This is a genomic window from Pigmentiphaga sp. YJ18, from assembly GCF_038066655.1.
Classification (GTDB): domain Bacteria; phylum Pseudomonadota; class Gammaproteobacteria; order Burkholderiales; family Burkholderiaceae_B; genus Pigmentiphaga.
Window position 1 is genome coordinate 741201 of sequence record NZ_JBBUKU010000002.1, and the last position, 16491, is coordinate 757691.

Annotated in this window: 15 protein-coding genes; 2 read left to right on the plus strand and 13 right to left on the minus strand. The window is 67.2% G+C overall.

All coding sequences use genetic code 11. The features are described from left to right. The first annotated feature begins 46 nt into the window (after nucleotides 1–46). Complete coding sequence (locus WKR98_RS17275) at nucleotides 47–1066, plus strand: Bug family tripartite tricarboxylate transporter substrate binding protein (protein ID WP_124689474.1); 1020 nt, start codon at nucleotides 47–49, stop codon at nucleotides 1064–1066. A gap of 326 nt (nucleotides 1067–1392) precedes the next feature. On the opposite strand, the gene hflC is transcribed toward WKR98_RS17275, so the two are convergent. From hflC to ndk, 12 genes are all read right to left on the minus strand, one after another. After that, a complete protein-coding gene (gene hflC, locus WKR98_RS17280) occupies nucleotides 1393–2265 on the minus strand; it encodes a protease modulator HflC (RefSeq protein ID WP_124689473.1) in 873 nt (290 codons plus the stop codon). Nucleotides 2266–2280: 15 nt separating this feature from the next. After that, entirely contained in the window at nucleotides 2281–3582 is a 1302-nt protein-coding gene (gene hflK, locus WKR98_RS17285) for an FtsH protease activity modulator HflK (protein WP_124692337.1), read from the minus strand. Nucleotides 3583–3626: 44 nt separating this feature from the next. After that, nucleotides 3627–4778 (minus strand): GTPase HflX, encoded by a 1152-nt coding sequence (hflX, locus tag WKR98_RS17290; RefSeq protein ID WP_124689472.1) that lies wholly within the window; start codon nucleotides 4776–4778, stop codon nucleotides 3627–3629. Between the two features lie 34 nt (nucleotides 4779–4812). Next, nucleotides 4813–5049, minus strand: a complete 237-nt coding sequence (hfq, locus tag WKR98_RS17295) for an RNA chaperone Hfq (protein ID WP_087780232.1) — start codon at nucleotides 5047–5049, stop codon at nucleotides 4813–4815. Nucleotides 5050–5222: 173 nt separating this feature from the next. After that, entirely contained in the window at nucleotides 5223–6629 is a 1407-nt protein-coding gene (gene der, locus WKR98_RS17300; RefSeq protein WP_341434186.1) for a ribosome biogenesis GTPase Der, read from the minus strand. A 16-nt stretch (nucleotides 6630–6645) separates the two neighbouring features. Then, nucleotides 6646–7824 carry an outer membrane protein assembly factor BamB gene (bamB, locus tag WKR98_RS17305; protein ID WP_341434187.1) on the minus strand — a complete coding sequence of 393 codons (1179 nt, stop codon included), beginning with the start codon at nucleotides 7822–7824 and terminating at the stop codon, nucleotides 6646–6648. Further along, nucleotides 7824–8456 (minus strand): YfgM family protein, encoded by a 633-nt coding sequence (locus tag WKR98_RS17310; RefSeq protein WP_124689469.1) that lies wholly within the window; start codon nucleotides 8454–8456, stop codon nucleotides 7824–7826. The genes bamB and WKR98_RS17310 overlap by 1 nt, the downstream gene beginning before the upstream one ends. Before the next feature lie 124 nt (nucleotides 8457–8580). After that, a complete protein-coding gene (gene hisS, locus WKR98_RS17315; protein ID WP_124689468.1) occupies nucleotides 8581–9879 on the minus strand; it encodes a histidine--tRNA ligase in 1299 nt (432 codons plus the stop codon). 119 nt (nucleotides 9880–9998) lie between these two features. Beyond that, on the minus strand, nucleotides 9999–11285 hold the full coding sequence (gene ispG / locus WKR98_RS17320) for a flavodoxin-dependent (E)-4-hydroxy-3-methylbut-2-enyl-diphosphate synthase (RefSeq protein WP_341434188.1): 1287 nt from the start codon (nucleotides 11283–11285) through the stop codon (nucleotides 9999–10001). A gap of 7 nt (nucleotides 11286–11292) precedes the next feature. Continuing rightward, complete coding sequence (locus WKR98_RS17325) at nucleotides 11293–12210, minus strand: helix-turn-helix domain-containing protein (RefSeq protein WP_341434189.1); 918 nt, start codon at nucleotides 12208–12210, stop codon at nucleotides 11293–11295. 54 nt (nucleotides 12211–12264) lie between these two features. Beyond that, a complete protein-coding gene (rlmN, locus tag WKR98_RS17330; protein WP_341434190.1) occupies nucleotides 12265–13479 on the minus strand; it encodes a 23S rRNA (adenine(2503)-C(2))-methyltransferase RlmN in 1215 nt (404 codons plus the stop codon). 32 nt (nucleotides 13480–13511) lie between these two features. Continuing rightward, on the minus strand, nucleotides 13512–13937 hold the full coding sequence (gene ndk / locus WKR98_RS17335; RefSeq protein WP_124689464.1) for a nucleoside-diphosphate kinase: 426 nt from the start codon (nucleotides 13935–13937) through the stop codon (nucleotides 13512–13514). Between the two features lie 212 nt (nucleotides 13938–14149). Between ndk and WKR98_RS17340 the strand changes: the two genes are divergently transcribed. After that, complete coding sequence (locus WKR98_RS17340) at nucleotides 14150–14851, plus strand: Bax inhibitor-1/YccA family protein (protein ID WP_124689463.1); 702 nt, start codon at nucleotides 14150–14152, stop codon at nucleotides 14849–14851. 257 nt (nucleotides 14852–15108) lie between these two features. Here the strand turns inward: WKR98_RS17340 and rlmD are convergent, their stop codons facing one another. Continuing rightward, nucleotides 15109–16479, minus strand: a complete 1371-nt coding sequence (rlmD, locus tag WKR98_RS17345; protein WP_341434191.1) for a 23S rRNA (uracil(1939)-C(5))-methyltransferase RlmD — start codon at nucleotides 16477–16479, stop codon at nucleotides 15109–15111. Nucleotides 16480–16491 lie beyond the last annotated feature (12 nt).

Consider the following 16491-nt stretch of genomic DNA (forward strand, 5'->3'; position numbering starts at 1 on the left):
GACGAGGTGGCGGCACGGCCGACCAGCCCCGCACAGGAGACATGCCATGACCCAACCGCTGAGCCGGCATCCCGCCGGCCTGGAATCCCATCGCCGTACCCTGCTCGCGGCGCTTGCCGCCACGGGGCTGATCGCCTGGCAGCCGGCATCCGCCCAGGATGCCGCGACCGACTTTCCGACCAAGCCGATCCGGATCGTTTCCCCCCACTCGGCCGGCGGGCTGGGCGATACCTTCGCCCGCTACATCGCCCAGCAATTGTCGGCGTCCGTCGGCCAGCCCGTGATCGTGGAGAACCGCCCCGGCGCCAGCCAGACCATCGCCGCCGAAGCCGTGGCCAAGGCGCCGCCGGACGGCTATACGCTGCTGATCGCCACGCAAAGCGCCATGGTGTTCAATCCGGTCCTGCGCAAGCAACTGCCCTACGACTCGCAGCGGGACTTCACCCCCATCTCGATGCTGTTCGACACGCCCACCTACCTGGTGGTGAACAAGGCCCTGCCCATGCGCACCGTGGCCGACCTGATCGCGGCCGCCAAGGCCTCGCCCGGCAAGCTCACCTACGCCTCGCTGGGCTCGGGCAGCTCGCACCACCTGCTGGCGGAAATGTTCAAGAAACAGGCCGGCGTGGACATCCTGCACGTGCCCTACAAGGGCAGTTCCAACGCCAGCACGGACCTGATCGCCGGCCAGGTCGACATGATGTTCGAAGGCGGCGCCTCGTCCCTGCCCCACGTGCGCGCCGGCAAGCTCACGGCGCTGGCCACCTCGGGTGAAAAGCGCACCGAGATCATGCCCGACCTGCCCACGATCAACGAAACGCTGCCGGGCTTCAGCGCCAACGTCTGGTTCGCCCTGTCCGGCCCTGCCGGCATGCCGGCCCCCGTCGTCGCAAAGCTCAACAGCGAAGTCGTCCGTATCCTGAAGCAACCCGCCACGCACGACAAATTCGTCGACCTGGGCGTGGAGCTCCTGCCCAGCACTCCCAAGGAAATGGCCGACCGCATCCGCACCGAAATCCCCCAATGGCGCGCCGTCGTCAAAGCCGCCGGCATCACCCCTGAGTAGGGGGCCCCCCCCTACGCGCTGACGCGCGCCCCCCAGGGGGCGGCACTGGCGGACCGGAAGGGAAGCCCACCCCCGCGCCCTTCGGGCGCCCCCTCAAGGGGGCGATGCGGGTGGACCGGCAAAGCCGGATCCACCGCATCCTGGGGTACCAAAGGGCTGGCGGGGACTGGCGATATTGCCTAGCATCCGGTTCGGTTGAAAATGAAAACGGCCTTGCACGCAAGCAAGGCCGTTTTTCTTTCCTGAGCGTCTCCAGACCCAGGGAACAGCGGATCCGGCTCCGCCAGTGCCGCCCCCCGGGGGGGCGCCCGGAGGGCGTAGGGGGGTCAATTCGCCGCTGGCGATTTCATGAAGCGGAAGAACTCCGAGCTCGGGTCCACCACCAGCATGTCGGACTTGGAGCCGAACGAGCTGCGGTAGGCTTCCAGGCTCTTGTAGAAGCGATAGAAGTCGCGGTCCTGGCCGAAGGCCTGCGCATAGACGGCCGAGGCCTTGGCGTCGCCCTCGCCTTTGGCTTCCTGGGCCTTGCGATAGGCTTCGGCCAGGATGACCTCGCGCTGGCGGTCGGCGTCGGCGCGGATCTTCTCGCCTTCGGCGGCGCCGATGGAGCGCTGCTCGTTGGCCACGCGCTTGCGTTCGGCTTCCATCCGGCGGTAGACCGACTCGGAAATCTCGGGCACGAAGTCCACGCGCTTCAGGCGCACGTCGACGATCTCCACGCCCAGCAGCTTGGCCGCGGCCTCGGTGTTGGTGCGGATCTCCTGCATGATCTTGTCACGCTCCTTGGAGGTGACGTCGTTCACGGTGCGGCGGTTGATCGAGGCGTTCAGGGCATCGCGGATCAAGGCCAGCAGGCGTTCCTGCGCCGCGCGTTCGTTGCCGCCAAAGGTCACATAGTAGGTGCGCGGATTCGAAATGCGCCACTTCACGAACGCGTCGATCAGCAGGTTCTTCTTTTCCGAGGTCTGCACCCGCTCGCTGTCGGCGGAGTCGATGGTCAGGATGCGCTTGTCGAACTGCTGCACGTTCTGGAACGGCGGCGGCAGCTTGAAATACAGGCCGGGTTCGTCGATGACTTCCTTGATTTCACCCAGGGCGAAGACGACGGCATAGTTGCGTTCGTTGACCACGAACACGCATGACGACAATACGGCCACCCCCACGAGCAGACCGATTACCGCAGGAATCAAACGATCCATGCTATTCCTTCTCAATTATCTGTTGCGGTCCCGCGAGCGCAGGGCATCGCGTCCGGCTTCCGGCAGCACGCTGCCGGCCAGCGGCGGCGGCACGTTGACGGACGAGGAACCGCCCGCGGCGGACGGCGAGCGCGTCCCGGCCGCGGAGTCCTGCGACACTTGCTGCATCAGCTTGTCCAGCGGCAGGTACAGCAGGTTGCTGCCGTTGCGCGTATCGACCAGCACCTTCGAGGTGTTGGTGAAGACCTGCTGCATGGTTTCGAGATAAAGGCGGTCACGCGTGACCTGCGGCGCCTTCTTGTATTCGGCCAGCACCTGCGAGAAGCGCGCGGCATCACCCTCGGCGTTTTCGACGATGCGCTGGCGGTAGGCCTCGGCTTCCTGGACCAGGCGCGAGGCGGCGCCCGACGCACGGGGAACCACGTCGTTGGCGTAGGCCTGGCCTTCGTTGATCTGACGCTCGCGGTCCTGGCCGGCCTTGACGGCATCGTCGAACGCGGCCTGCACCTGCTCGGGTGGCTGGGCATTCTGGATCGCCACCGTGCTGATCAGCACGCCGGTGCGGTACAGATCCATGATCTGCTGCATCAGCGCGGCCACTTCCGTGGCGACTTCGGTACGCCCTTCGTACAGTACGAAGTCCATCTTCTTCTTGCCGACGATCTCGCGCATGGCGGTCTCGGCGGCCTGCTTGACGGCTTCGTCCGGGCCCCGGTTATTGAAGAGGTAGTCGCGCGCGCCCGTTTCCTTCAAGCGGTACTGGACCACGAACTGCATGTCGACGATGTTCTCGTCATCGGTCAGCATCAGGGACTCCTGCAACACCTTGCTGCGCGAGGTATTGCGAAAGCCCACCTCGATGGTGCGCAGTTGCGAGAGATTGACGGTCTCGTGGCTCTGGATGGGGTACGGCATGCGCCACTGGAAACCGGCCCGCGTGGTTTCCTTGTACTTGCCGAACTGCGTGATGACCGCGACCTGCCCTTCCTGGACGATGAAGAAGCCCGAGGCCAGCCACAGCAGCGCCACCACGACCACGACCACCAGCAGGCCGACGCCCGTGCCCCGCGAGGATGGCGAGAAACGGCCGCCGCCGTTATTGTTGCCGCCGGGAGGCCCGGAAGGCTTGCGGCCGAACAATCCGCTCAGCCGGCGGTTGAAATCGCGCCATAACTCGTCGAGATCGGGCGGTCCGCCGTTATTGTTGTCCCGTCCGTCGTTCTGCGGACGCCGGGGAGGCTCGTTGCCGGAGCCACCGCCGCTTCCGCGGCCCCAGTTCGAGTCGTTGAGATTGAATATTCGAGTTATCGCAGGCAGACGCATCTTTGTAGTAAGCAAAGCGGACGGGTCGAACCCGTCGCCTAGGATCGGGCGTCAGCCGTAGGGCCGACGGACGAAGACAGCGTACGAAAGCGTGGGTCGCTACTATTATTACCTGGGACCACGGGATCTGCCCGTCCGGCCTCGACAATGGCACCCCGCAGTGCATCCAGGCCAGTACGCTCGATCGCGCTAACGAACACTCGCGAGATCGTACCATGCTCGTCGCGCTCGACTCCCGCCTCGTGGCTGCTGCGGTCGATCTTGTTATAGACCAGGATGCGGGGGATGTCCGCCGCCCCGATCTCTTCCAGGACCTTGTCGACCTCGGCGATCTGTTCGTCGCGCTGGGGGCTGGACGCATCCACGACGTGCAGCAGCAGGTCGGCGTGGACGGTTTCCTCGAGCGTGGCCTTGAACGCGGCGATGAGCGTGTGCGGCAACTCGCGGATGAACCCCACCGTGTCGGACACGACGACCGAGCCGGCCCCTTCGATCCAGATGCGCCGGGTCGTGGTGTCCAGCGTGGCGAAGAGCTGGTCGGCCGCATAGACCTCGGCGCGGGTCAGCGCGTTGAACAACGTGGACTTCCCGGCGTTGGTATAGCCCACCAGCGAAACCGACAGCGCCCCGCCCCGCGCGCGCGAGCGGCGCTGGGTCTGGCGCTGGCGTTCGAGCTTGTCCAGCCGCTCGCGCAGGTAGCGGACCTTGTCGCCGATCATGCGGCGGTCCATTTCCAGTTGCGATTCGCCCGGACCCCGCATGCCTATGCCGCCGCGCTGGCGCTCCAGGTGGGACCACATCCGGGTCAGGCGCGTGGCCAGGTGCTGCAACTGCGCCAGCTCGACCTGGAGCTTGCCCTCGTGGCTCTGGGCACGCAGCGCGAAGATGTCCAGGATGAGCGCGACCCGGTCCACCACCCGTATCTTCAGGGCGCGTTCGAGGTTGCGCTGCTGGGCAGGCGTCAGGTTGTGGTTGAACAGGATGATCTCGGCCTGGCCGGCCTCGGCCGCCAGTCCGATTTCTTCCACCTTGCCCGACCCCACGAAGAGCGCCGCATCCGGACGCGCCCGTCGGGCAATCATGGTATCGACGATCTGCGCGCCAGCCCCTTGGGCCAGCATGATGAATTCGTCGGTCTGGGCCTGGAACTCGGGCTCGCCAAAGTCCACGCTGACGATCAGCGCGCGCATCAGCGGCCCGTGGTTCTGCCCGGTAGGCGTAGGATTAGTCTGCAGCTGCTTCAACCTGGAAGTTGACCGGACGCGAGGGGACGACGGTCGAAATGGCGTGTTTGTAGACCATTTGCGTCACGGTGTTGCGCAGCAGGACCACGTATTGATCGAAGGATTCGATCTGGCCTTGCAGCTTGATGCCGTTGACGAGGTAAATGGAGACAGGTACGTGCTCTTTACGCAGCACGTTAAGGAAGGGGTCTTGTAGCAATTGCCCTTTATTGCTCATTAGTGGGCTCCTGGATGTGTTTTTCTTGGCGGATGCCAACTCTGTTACTGTACCGGGTTTTCCCCAGGGAAACTAGCGAATCTCAAAACTGAGAGAGACCGCCTTTTTTCCCCAATATCCTATGTGGGGACGCGGTTGCATTCCCACAAGAGCATGTCCCGGAAGATACTCGGTTACCCCGCCTTGTCGAGATAAGGATTCCTCGAGTTTCTGAACTCGATTCTCAATGGAGTGCCTTCGAGCCGGAAAGTTTCCCGGAACCGGGTTTCGAGGAACCTGCGATACGAATCGGGAATCTCGTCCAGCGCGCTGCCGTGGACCACGATCAGGGGTGGGTTCTGGCCGCCCTGGTGGGCATAGCGCAGCTTGGGCCGGAAAATGCCCTTGCGCGGAGGCTGCTGCTGCTCGACCGCGGCTTGCAGCGCGCGGGTCAGCTTGGGCGTGGCAAGCTTGGCGAAGGCCGCCGCATGGGCCCCCTCGATGGATTTGAGCAGCGGCCCGATGCCCGCGCCGCGCAGCGCCGAGACCGTATGCATCTTGGCGAACGACAGGAAGCGCAGCTTGCGTTCGAATTCGCGCTTGATCTCGTCGCGGCGCTCGCTGTCGGCGCGGTCCCATTTGTTGATCGCCACCACCAGCGCGCGCCCGGTCTCCAGCACGAAGCCGGCGATGTGGGCGTCCTGTTCGGAGATTTCCGCGCTGGCGTCCAGCATCAGCAGCACGACATTGCTGGCCTCGATTGCCTGCAGCGTCTTGATGACCGAGAATTTCTCGATCGCCTCGAACACCTTGCCGCGCTTGCGCAGTCCGGCGGTGTCGATCAGGGTGTAGCGGCGCCCGCCCCGTTCGAAGTCGATCTCGATGGCGTCGCGGGTGGTGCCCGGCTGGTCGAAGGCGATGACCCGTTCCTCGCCCAGCAGCGTGTTCACCAGCGTGGACTTGCCGACGTTCGGACGACCGACGATGGCGAGCTTGATGCGGTGGTCGACCGCGTCGACGGGCGAGAAGGCGCCCTCGTCCGTGCTTGCGGCGGCCTCGACGGCTTCGTCCTCGTCCACCTCGGGAGCGGTCTCGACCAGGCCTTGCAGCGCCTCTTCGATCATGTCCACCACGCCGTCGCCGTGGGCGGACGAGATCGCGTGCGGTTCGCCCAGCCCCAGTTCGTAGAACTCGGCCGCGGCGGCGGCGCGCGACATGCCTTCGACCTTGTTGACCGCCAGCAGCACCTTGCGCCCGGAACGGCGCAGCCGTTCGGCGATCTCGCGGTCATGGCCGGTCAGGCCCACGCGGCCGTCGGTCAGGAACACGATGGCGTCGGCTTCGTCCACCGCCTGCACGGTCTGCCTGGCCATCTCGGCCATGATGCCGTTCTTGGCCACCGGCTCGAAACCGCCGGTGTCCACGACGATGAAGGGATGATCCCCCACCCTGCCCTCGCCATAGTGGCGATCGCGCGTGAGCCCGGGAAAATCGGCCACGAGCGCGTCGCGCGAGCGGGTCAGCCGGTTGAACAACGTGGATTTGCCCACGTTGGGCCGTCCCACCAGGACGACCACCGGTTTGAAGACAGCGGGTTTCATCGTCGAAAAGCCTTGCTCATTGACCGACATTGATCAGGGTCAGATTGCCCTTGGAACTCTGTACCAGCACCCCGCGGTCGGTCGCCACGGGCTGGGAAAGGATGGCGCTGCCGTCGGTGGCGATACGCGCCAGCAGGGAGCCGTCCTCGCGCTGCAGGAAATGCACGTAGCCCTGGTAGTCGCCCAGGGCGATGGCGCGGCCCACCGAGGCCGGCGCGGTCAGGCCGCGGTTTTGCAGGACGTCCTGCTTCCAGATGTTCGCCCCGCTGTCCAGGTCAAAGCCGAAGACCACGCTGCGATCGTTCGCCGCATAGGCGAAGCGCACGTCGGCGCCCAGGCCCGTCACGCTGGAGAACTCGCGCGACCAGGTCGAGTTGCCCGATCCCACGTCGAAGCAGTTGATGCGGCCCTGGTAGGTGACGGCGCACAGATGGCGGCCCGAAATGACGGGCGCGCCGACCACGTCGGCCACGCGTTCGAGCTCGCTGGAGCCGCTGGGATTGGCGACCGTGCCTTCCCAGCGCACCGCGCCGGTGTTGGTGGCGATCGCGATCAGCTTGCCGCCCGGCAGGCCGGTGAAGATATAGCCGCCGGACAGCAGCATTTCGCCCGGCGCGCGCAAGGCAAGGGCCGGCCCCGGGCGCTGGACGCTCCAGCGGCGCTTGCCGCTCTCGGCGTCGTATGCCTGGATGCGATAGTCGCCGCTGCGCACCACCACCAGGCCCTCGCCCACCAGGGGCGGAACCGTGATCTCGCTGGAGGCCTGGGCGCGCCACTTGATGGCGCCGGTATCGTCGAAGGCGATCACTTCGCCGCGCGGCGTCGCGACCGCCGTCACGCGGCCATCGCTGCCCACGCCCGCCGACAGGTCGGCCTTGGCCGACGAGCGCCAGATCTCGGCGCCGGTGGCCAGCGCGTACTTGCCGACCGAGCCGTTGCCGGTGGCGGCGTAGACGGCATCGCCGACGACCACGGGTACGAAGCCCACGCCGCCCTTGCTGCCCACCGACACCGACCAGCCACTGCTGACCGGCAGCGTGGCGTTGAAATTCGTGAGCGGAGCCGGCGGATAGCGCGGTTTCTCGCTCGAGAACAGGGAACATCCGCCAAGCGCGAGCACGGCCGCCACCGCGGCGGCGCGACGCAGGCGGCGCCAGCCCTGGCGCTCGCCGGTAAAGCCGTTATGCAACGTCATCAAGCGCCTCCCAGGGCATCGAGTTTCAGTTGGATGGACGAGCGCAGGTCGGTCGACGCGTCAAGCTTGGCCAGCGCCTCTTCGTAGGCCTTGCGCGCCTCGTCCCGCTTGCCCTGCCCGGCCAGCACGTCGCCCCGGCGGTCGGCGTACAGGGCCACGAAGGGCGCGGGCGGCTGCGGCGCCAGGACACCCAGCGCCTCGTCGTAGCTCTTCTCGTCCAGCAGCAGGCCCGCCAGCCGCAGGCGGGCCACGGCGGCCAGGGCCTCGTCGCCGCTGCGATCGGCCACCCACTGCAGTTGGGCGCGGGCCGAGCGGGCATCGCCGGCCTTTTCATAGGCATGGGCGGCCAGCAGCGCGGCGCGCGGGGCGTAGCCCGTGCGGGAATATTGTTCCAGGATGGTGCCGGCGGTGTCCTTGACACGGCTCAGGTCACCGGCCTCGGCCGCCTTCTCCAGCGCTTCGAACTGGGCCAGCGCGTTCGCTGCCTGGTTGCGCTGGTACCACTGCCAGCCGTTCCAGGCCGCCGCGGCCAGCAGCACGATGGTCGCCACGGCAAGGATGAAGTTTCCGTACTTCGCCCACCATGCCTTGAGGGATTCCAGTTGTTCCTGTTCTTCGATGTCGTAGGCCATTTATGCCCCGGTTGATGTGGTGATCGCAAGAGTTGTGGCGGGCCGGCCGGCGGCCCGCGCGGACTCCGAGAGCCGCAAGATTAACGGATTCGGCGTCGATTCGTATTCAGGCCCGGGCGCACGGCTATTCAGGACCGCCCGTCCGGACCAGTTCTTCCACCAGGAAAGCCGGCAGCTCGGCCATGGCGACGCGCCGCTGGGCCGCGCCCTCGGCCCGCAGCGCCTTGACGCTGGCCGCGCCTTCGGCCAGCTCGTCCTCTCCCAGGATGACGGCGTATTCCGCCCCGCTGCCGTCAGCGCGCTTCATCTGCGACTTGAAGCTGCCGCCGCCGCAGTGCAGGACGACGTCCAGGCCCGCATCGCGCAGGTCCTCGGCCAGCTGCATCGCCGCGCGCGCCGCGGGCTCGCCCTGGTGCAACACATAGACGTCGCACTCGGGCTGCGGTTCCGCGGGCTGCGCCTGGGACCACAGGTCCAGCAGGCGCTCGACGCCGATGGCAAAGCCCACGGCCGGCGTCGGCTTGCCGCCCAGCAGCGAGACCAGCCCGTCGTAGCGGCCGCCGCCGCACACGGTACCCTGCGCGCCCAGGCGGTCCGTCACCCACTCGAACACGGTCAGGTTGTAGTAATCAAGGCCCCGCACCAAGCGGGGGTTCACCCGGTAGGCGATGCCGGCATCCTCGAGCCGCTGGCGCACGCCGTCGAAATGGGCCAGCGAGGCCTCGCCCAGGTAGTCCAGCAGGCGCGGCGCGTTGTCGGCCATCTCCTGCAGCGCGGGATTCTTGGTGTCCAGGACGCGCAGCGGATTCGTGTAGAGACGGCGCTGGCCGTCCTCGTCCAACTGGTCCTTGAACCCCTCCAGGTAGGTGATCAGGGCCTGGCGGTGCGCCAGCCGTTCCTCGGCCGAGCCCAGCGAATTGATCTCCAGCCGGATGTCCGCCAAGCCCAGGATCTTCCAGAGCCGCGCCAGCATGAGGATCAGCTCGACGTCGACGTCCGGCCCGGCAAAACCCAGGGCTTCCACGTCGATCTGGTGGAACTGGCGGTAGCGGCCGCGCTGCGGACGCTCATGGCGGAACACCGGTCCGATCGCGAACACGCGCTGGGGCCGGTCGTAGGTCAGGTTGTGCTCGATGGTGGCGCGCACCATGCCGGCGGTGAACTCAGGACGCATCGTCAGCGACTCGCCGTTCAGCGAATCGGTGAAGCTGTACATCTCTTTCTCGACGATGTCGGTGACTTCGCCGATCCCGCGCGTGAAAAGCCGCGTCTGTTCCAGCACCGGCGTGCGCAGGTTGCGGTAGCCGTAGCTGCGCAGCCATTCGCGCACCAGCGACTCCAGCCGCTCCCACTGGCCCGAATCGGCTGGCAGGATGTCGTTCATGCCGCGGATCGCGGTCACTTTCTTGAAACTATCACTCATATGGGGTCCCCCCCCTACGCGCTTCGCGCGCCCCCCCAGGGGGCGGCACTGGCGGACCGGCGGAGCCGGATCCGCGGTGCCCTGGAGTGGCGTCCAGGGGCTGCTAGGGGTGTATAAGGTTATCTCTTGCTGTAGCGGTTCTCGACGTAGCTTTCCACCAATGCCTGGAATTCACGGGCGATGTGTTCGCCCTTGAGCGTGACCGAGCGCTGGCCGTCGATGAAGACCGGTGCGACCGGCTGCTCGCCCGTGCCGGGCAGGCTGATGCCGATGTCCGCGAACTTGCTTTCGCCCGGGCCGTTGACCACGCAGCCCATGACCGCGACGTGCAGGCTCTCGGCACCGGGGTACTTCAGGCGCCAGACGGGCATCTGCGCGCGCAGGTAGCTCTGGATGTCGGCCGCCAGTTCCTGGAACACCGTGCTGCTGGTACGGCCGCAGCCCGGACAGGCGACGACCACCGGCGCGAACGCGCGCAGGCCCAGGCTTTGCAGGATCTCCTGGGCCACCACGACCTCGCGGGCGCGGTCGCCGTTGGGCTCGGGCGTGAGGGACACGCGGATCGTGTCGCCTATGCCTTCCTGCAGCAGGATGCCCATTGCCGCGGTCGAGGCCACGATGCCCTTGCTGCCCATGCCCGCCTCGGTCAACCCCAGGTGCAGCGGGTAGTCGCAGCGGCGGGAGATGTCGCGGTAGACCGCGATCAGGTCCTGGGCGTTGCTGACCTTGCACGACAGGATGATGCGGTCGCCCGGCAGACCCAATTCCTCGGCACGCCGGGCATTGTCGATCGCGGACACCACCAGCGCGTCGCGCATCACGGACTGGGCGTCCCAGGGCCGGGCCCGCCGGCCGTTCTCGTCCATCATGCGGGCCAGCAGGTCCTGGTCCAGGCTGCCCCAGTTCACGCCTATGCGCACCGGCTTCTCGTGGCGGCAGGCCACCTCGATCATCTGCGCGAAGTTGTCGTCGCGCTTCTTCCCCGCCCCCATGTTGCCGGGGTTGATGCGGTACTTGGACAGCGCCTGCGCGCACTCCGGATACTGGCTCAGCAGCTTGTGGCCGTTGTAGTGGAAATCACCCACCAGCGGGGCGTCCACGCCCATGCGGTCGAGTTGCTCGCGTATCGCGGGCACCTCGCGGGCGGCCTCGGCGGTATTCACGGTGATCCGCACGACCTCGGAGCCGGCCAGGGCCAGCTCCTTGACCTGGATCGCGGTGGCGATGGCGTCGGCCGTGTCCGTGTTGGTCATGGACTGCACCATGACCGGGGCCTCGCCGCCGACGGCGACCGACTTGCCGCCCCAGGCGATGCGCACCTGGCGCGTGGGCCGGCGGACCGCCGGGCCGGCGGGAAACGGCTCCGCCTCGGAAGCGTTGGCGATCGTGGACGGGCTAGGATTCATGATGCGGCTACTGGAGGGTGAGCCGGGCGACGTTGTCCCGGCGATACGGCGCGAGGTCGACGGGCGTGCCGCGCCAGGTCAAGTCTACCCCGTTGACGTTGCCGATCACGACACGGTACGGCGCTCCCGCCACATCCAGCTCGTAGGGCTCGCCAGCGGCGATGATCCGCGACACGGCCACGGTGCCGTCGGCGCGCCGCACTTCGACCCAGCTTGCCTGCCGCATCGTCATCGACAGGCCGGGCGCCGGGGCAGGGGCCGCCGCCGGCGGCTCGGGCGCCGGCGCTGGTTCGGGCGCGACGGGCACAGCCGCCGCGGGCACGACTTCCTGCGGCACGGCGGGCGGCGGCTCGGCCGGGGCCAGCGGCGCCTCGGTCTGACCCGAGGTCGTGCCGGCCGCGGGCGTATCCAGGCTGGCCGTGGAAGCCTGCCCGAACGACAGCTTGCCTTGCTGGCTGAGCGCGTAGCCCAGCAGCACCAGCGCCAGCACCGCCATCACGCCGCCGACCAGCCAGGGGGCCAGCCGCCTGCGGCTGGCGGCCACCGGCCAGGTCCGACCCGACGAATGCGCCAGCGGGCTGGACAGCGACGAGGCCTGTTCCAGCGATACCGGATCGGCCACCTGCAACTGGGGCGACAGCGCCTGCAGCATCGGCGCCGGATCCTGGTCCAGCAACCGCGCGTAGTTGCGCACGAAGCCGCGCAGCGGCATGCCCTGCGGCAGCTCGTTCCACTGTTCGTTCTCGAGCGCGCGGATCTGGCGCACGGCGAACTTCAGGCGGTCGGACACGTATTCCTGCGACCAGCCGCGTGCCTCGCGCAGGCGCGCCAGTTCCCGGCCGACCGACGACGAAGACGGCGAGCCGGCAGCGGGCGCCGGGCCCTCCTGCCTGCCGGCGGCACCGGTTTCGTGGGGTTCAGACATCGACGACTCCTTGTCCGGCCCTGCCGCAACGGCCGGCCCGGCACCGCGGTTGCATCATTCGCGCACCTCCACGATACGGCCAAACCGGGTCTCGCCCGCCAGGCGTTCCTTCAGGCGGGTACGATCCTTGACCTCGCCGGCCAACTGCCCGCAGGCCGCGTCGATGTCGTCGCCGCGCGTCTTGCGCACGGTGGTGACGATGCCGGCGTCCATCAGGCGCTGCGCGAACAGCCGGACCCGGGCCATGGGCGAACGCTTGAGCCCGGACTGCGGGAAGGGATTGAACGGAATGAGGTTGAACTTGCACGACACCTGCCGCGCAATGTCTATCAATTGCTTGGCATGCTCGTCGCCATCGTTGATGCCGTCGAGCATGACGTATTCGAACGTGATGAAGTCGCGCGGGGCGAACTCCAGGTAGCGCTGGCACGCCGCGATCAGTTCGCGCAGCGGATACTTGCGGTTCAGCGGCACCAGGTCGTCGCGCAGCGCGTCGTTGGGCGCGTGCAGCGACACCGCCAGCGCGACCGGACAGTCGCGCGCGAGGCGGTCCATCATGGGCACCACGCCCGAGGTCGACACCGTGACCCGGCGGCGCGACAGGCCATAGGCATTGTCGTCCAGCATCAGGCGCAGCGCCGAGACCGTGTTGTCGTAGTTGAGCAGGGGCTCGCCCATGCCCATCATGACGACGTTGCTGATGACCCGGTCGTCCTGGGTACCCAGCGGCGCGGGCATGCCGCCCGACAGCCGCGCGCCCTCGCGGTCGGCCTCGACCGTGCGGCGCGCCAGCCACAGCTGGCCGATGATCTCGTCCACCCCCAGGTTGCGGTTGAAGCCCTGGTGGCCGGTGGAGCAGAACCGGCAGGCCACGGTGCAGCCCGCCTGCGTCGAGATGCACAGCGTGCCGCGGTCGTCCTCGGGAATGAAGACGGTTTCGATCGCGTTGCCGTTGCCGACGTCGAGCAGCCACTTGCGCGTGCCGTCGGCCGACTTGTGGGCGGTGACGACCTCGGGCAGCCGTATCTCGCACTGCCGCGCGAGCTTCTCGCGGAAGGACTTGGCCAGATCCGACATCTGCTCGAAATCGTCCACGCCGCGCTGGTGCAGCCAGCGCTGAAGCTGCTTGGCGCGAAACGGCTTGTCCCCCCAGTTTTCCACCAGCGAGGCGAGCTCGGCCCCGTCCAGCCCCAGCAGGTTGATGCGCGGGGATTCGGAACGTGTAGCCTCGGCCTGGGCGGCTTCGGCGAGCGGCGAGATCGGATTCATCCCGGCCTCCTGGGAAAAACGGACATCCAGGCTCAGCGGCTGTGGATGTTCAGTTCGGGGAAAAAGAAGGCGACTTCGACCTTGGCGGTCTCGACGGCGTCCGAGCCGTGCACGGCGTTGGCGTCGATGCTGTCGGCGAAATCGGCGCGGATCGTGCCCTTCTCGGCCTTCTTGGGATCGGTCGCGCCCATCAGGTCGCGGTTCTTCTGGATGGCGCTCTCGCCTTCCAGGACCTGCACGAACACGGGACCGGAGACCATGAAGTCGACCAGGTCCTTGAAGAACGGGCGCGCGGCGTGCACGGCGTAGAAGCGCTCGGCGTCGCTGCGCGAGAGCTGCATCATGCGCGCGGCGATGACCTTGAGGCCGGCAGCCTCGAAACGGGAAACGATCTGGCCGATGACGTTCTTGGAAACGGCGTCCGGCTTGATGATCGAAAGGGTGCGCTCGATAGCCATCAAAAACTCCAATAAAAACAAATACTTTGAGGGGAACTTAAACGTTAAATTGTATCACGGCTCCTTGACAGGACCGCTACCCCTGCCCACCCCGGACGCACCGTGCCGGCCCTACTGGAACCAGGCGGAACCCTGCGGCATACTTGGTGTCAGACACACCATGCCCTCGCGGGGCGAAACAGAGCAAAAAGACCACAAGGAGTCGCTCGACCATGAACGATCTACGCACTTCTCCCTTCAACCGGACCGGGGCTGCGCCCGGCGAGGTCGCGCGCAATCGCGTGTTGCGCAACACCTACTGGCTGCTGGCGCTGTCGCTGATCCCCACCGTGCTGGGCGCGGCGATCGGCGTCGGCACCGGCCTGGCCCAGGTCATGGGCGGCAGCCCCGGCCTGACCACCATGGTGTTCCTGATCGGCGCCTTCGGCCTGATGTTCGCCATCCAGAAGAACAAGGACAACGGACTGGGCGTCGCCCTGCTGCTGGTCTTCACCTTCTTCATGGGACTGATGCTGTCCCGCATGATCGGCTTCGTCATGGGCATGGCCAACGGCTCCACGCTCATCATGACGGCCTTCGGCGGCACCGCCGTGGTGTTCGGCACCATGGCCCTGCTGTCCACCACGATCAAGCGCGACCTGTCCGGCCTGGGCAAGTGGCTGTTCGTCGGCGCCATCCTGATCCTCGTGGCGGCCCTGGCCAACATCTTCCTGCAGCTGCCGGCGCTGATGCTGACCATCTCGGTCCTGGCCATCGGCATCTTCTCGGCCTTCATGCTGGTCGACCTGCAACGCGTCGTCAACGGCGGCGAGACCAACTATGTCTCGGCCACCCTTGCCATCTACCTGGACATCTACAACGTCTTCGTGAACCTGCTGATGCTCCTGGGCATCTTCGGCGGAGAGAGGGAATAACCCCCCCTACGCCCTTCGGGCGCCCCCTCAAGGGGGCGATGCGGGTGGACCGGCAAAGCCGGATCCACCGCATCCTGGGGTACCAACGGGCTGGCGGGGACTGGCGATACTACCTGGCATCTAAAGAACAACGGCCTTGCTCTCAAGCAAGGCCGTTTTCATATCCCAGGTACCCCAGACTCAGGGCACCGCGGATCCGGCTTTGCCGGTCCGCCAGTGCCGCCCCCTGGGGGGGCGCCCGAAGGGCGTAGGGGGGGCTATTCCAACACGGCTATGGACTCCACATGGGCCGTATGGGGGAACATGTTGACCACGCCCGCCGCTCTCAGGGTATAGCCGCCCTCGTGGACGAGGATGGCGGCGTCGCGGGCCAGCGTGGCGGGGTTACAGGAGACGTAGACGATGCGCCGGGGGCGGTCGGTCCCTAATGTCGTCAGGGCCTTGGCCACGGCCAGGGCGCCTTCGCGCGGGGGGTCGATCAGCATGCGGTCGAAGCGGCCCAGGCTGCGCAGCCAGGTCTCGTCCACTTCGAACAGGTTCAGGGTCGAGAACGCCGTGTGCGCATCCACGCCATGCCTGCGGGCGGCTTCCAGCGCCCGGTCGGTCAGGGCCTGGCTGCCCTCCACGCCCACGACCTCGCGGCAGCGGGTCGCCAGCGCCAGGGTGAAATTGCCCAGCCCGCAGAACAGGTCGGCTACCCGGTCCTCGGGCTGCGGGTCGAGCAGCGCGATGGCGCGCGACACCAGCATCCGGTTGATCGCGTGGTTGACCTGGGTGAAGTCGGTCGGCTTGAACGGCATGCGCAGCCCGAACTCCGGCAGCGTATAGGCCAGTCCGTCGATGTCCTCGGGCTCCAGCGGGTGCACCGTATCCGGTCCCTTGGGCTGCAGCCACCAATGAATGCCATGGCGCGCCGCGAACTCGCGCAGCACCTCCAGGTCCTCGTCCACCAGCGGGATCAGGTGGCGCAGCACCAGCACGATCTGGTTGTCGCCCACGGCGACTTCGATCTGCGGCACGCGGTCGCGCGCGGGCATGGCCGCGACCATCTCGCGCAGGGGCACCAGCAGCGAGGCCACGTGCGGATGCAGGACGTGGCATTCGCGCATGTCGGCCACGTAGCTGCTCTTGCGCTCGCGAAAGCCCACCAGCACCCCGCCCTTCTTGACCACCACCCGGACCGACAACCGGGCGCGGTAGCGGTATCCCCAGGCGGGGCCGTGGATGGGCGGCAGGACGCGCTGCGGCACCAGCTTGCCGATGTGCCAGAGCGTGTCTTCCAGCACGCGCTGCTTGATCGCCACCTGCGCGGCCGGATCCACGTGCTGCATGGCACAACCGCCGCAGACGCCGAAATGCGCGCAGCGCGGCGCCACGCGCTGCGACGACGCCTGCACCACGCTCTCGACTTCGGCCAGCTCGTAGGAGGGCTTGCGCTTGGTTATCTTCAGCATCACGCGTTCGCCGGGCAGCGCGCCGTCGACGAACACCACCTTGCCCTGGCGGCGCGCGATGCCGCGCCCTTCCAGATCCACCGATTCGATGGCCACGGAACCGTCGTCGAATTCGACGGCAGCAGCCGTCCCTTCCAGGCCGTCCGCGGCCGCAATGTCTGCTTCTTGACTCATGTTCGGAATATC